The sequence below is a fragment of the Flavivirga rizhaonensis genome (assembly GCF_004791695.1).
GTDB classification, from domain to species: Bacteria; Bacteroidota; Bacteroidia; order Flavobacteriales; family Flavobacteriaceae; genus Flavivirga; species Flavivirga rizhaonensis.
Genome location: NZ_SRSO01000059.1, coordinates 1 through 1,576, shown reverse-complemented (window position 1 = coordinate 1,576; position 1,576 = coordinate 1). Strand labels below are relative to the sequence as shown.

Annotated in this window: 2 tRNA genes and 1 rRNA gene; all 3 read left to right on the top strand. The window is 46.0% G+C overall.

The features are described from left to right. The first annotated feature begins 218 nt into the window (after nt 1–218). Nucleotides 219–292, top strand: a tRNA-Ile gene (locus tag EM932_RS20605). Between the two features lie 254 nt (nt 293–546). Beyond that, nucleotides 547–620: transfer RNA gene (locus tag EM932_RS20600), tRNA-Ala, on the top strand. 302 nt (nt 621–922) lie between these two features. Then, nucleotides 923–1,576, top strand: a 23S ribosomal RNA gene (locus tag EM932_RS20595); the annotation flags it as partial.

Below are 1,576 nucleotides of genomic sequence, written 5' to 3'. Positions count from 1 at the left end.
GTAACAAGGTAGCCGTACCGGAAGGTGCGGCTGGAACACCTCCTTTCTAGAGAAAGACGACCGATAAGGAAACCAAAAAAACTAATATGACGAATAGTTTATTCTCGATGCTGTTAATTTAAAAAAAAGATATGGGTAGGCAGTAGCCAGTACTCAGTACTCAGTCCACAGTAGGCACTTACTGCAAGCTGAAGACTGAACACTGCATACTATTAAGGAGTCTCATAGCTCAGCTGGTTAGAGCGCTACACTGATAATGTAGAGGTCGGCAGTTCGAGTCTGCCTGAGACTACAAAGTTGTCGGAAGACAGACGAGAAGCCTGTGCTGAGCGCAGTCGAAGTAAGTCTGCCTGAGACTACAAAAAAAAGAAGCCCCTCCCGGCCTCCCCACAGGGGAGGAGAGAACAACCGAGAGGCGAGACTTCTCCCCTGTGGGGAGATTGAGAGGGGAACGTTCATAAGATATTGAAAGGAAATTTTAGAAGTTGAGAATTCAAATCACTCCAAATTCGTAATTCTGAATTCATAATTCTGAATTTCACAAACGGGGGATTAGCTCAGCTGGCTAGAGCGCCTGCCTTGCACGCAGGAGGTCATCGGTTCGACTCCGATATTCTCCACTATCCCATCCTGGCCCTCCCAAAGGGAAGGAGCAAAATAGGAACAGGCATCTCCCCCTTGGGGAGGCCGAGAGGGGAAACGTTCATTGACATATTGAAAAAAGATACATGAAAAGTAGAATTGGATCCGTCCATTTTTATAATAATATATTAGGATCGGTTATACTCACAACGAGCGATGTATAATTGATCACAATTGTTTGGTTTATAGGATGTATAATCAGGAACCAGTATTTATTTACTGAAGACCGAGACTGCAAACTTTAAACTGAACAGTAACTCATTAAAAAAGCAAAAAGTACAATAAGCTAAATAAGGGCGTATGGGGAATGCCTAGGCTCTCAGAGGCGAAGAAGGACGTGATAAGCTGCGAAAAGCTGCGGGGATCGGCACACACGAATTGATCCGCAGATATCCGAATGGGGCAACCTGGCATATTGAAGATATGTCACCTCGCAAGAGGAGCAAACCCGGAGAACTGAAACATCTAAGTACCCGGAGGAGAAGAAAACAAAAGTGATTCCGTTAGTAGTGGCGAGCGAACGCGGATTAGCCCAAACCGGTATTGTTACGGCAATGCCGGGGTTGTAGGACCACAATATTCGAAGCGTGATGAACTGGAACTGTTTGGAAAGACAGACCAAAGAGGGTGATAGTCCCGTATAGGTAAAGAACGTTAAGATAGTGGTATCCTGAGTAGTGCGGGACACGAGTAATCCTGTATGAACCAGTCGGGACCATCCGATAAGGCTAAATACTCCTGAGAGACCGATAGTGAACTAGTACCGTGAGGGAAAGGTGAAAAGAACCCTGAATAAGGGAGTGAAATAGAACCTGAAACCATACGCTTACAAGCGGTCGGAGCCCATTAGGGTGACGGCGTGCCTTTTGCATAATGAGCCTACGAGTTACCGTTGCTAGCAAGGTTAAGGACTTCAGGTCCGGATCCGTAGCGA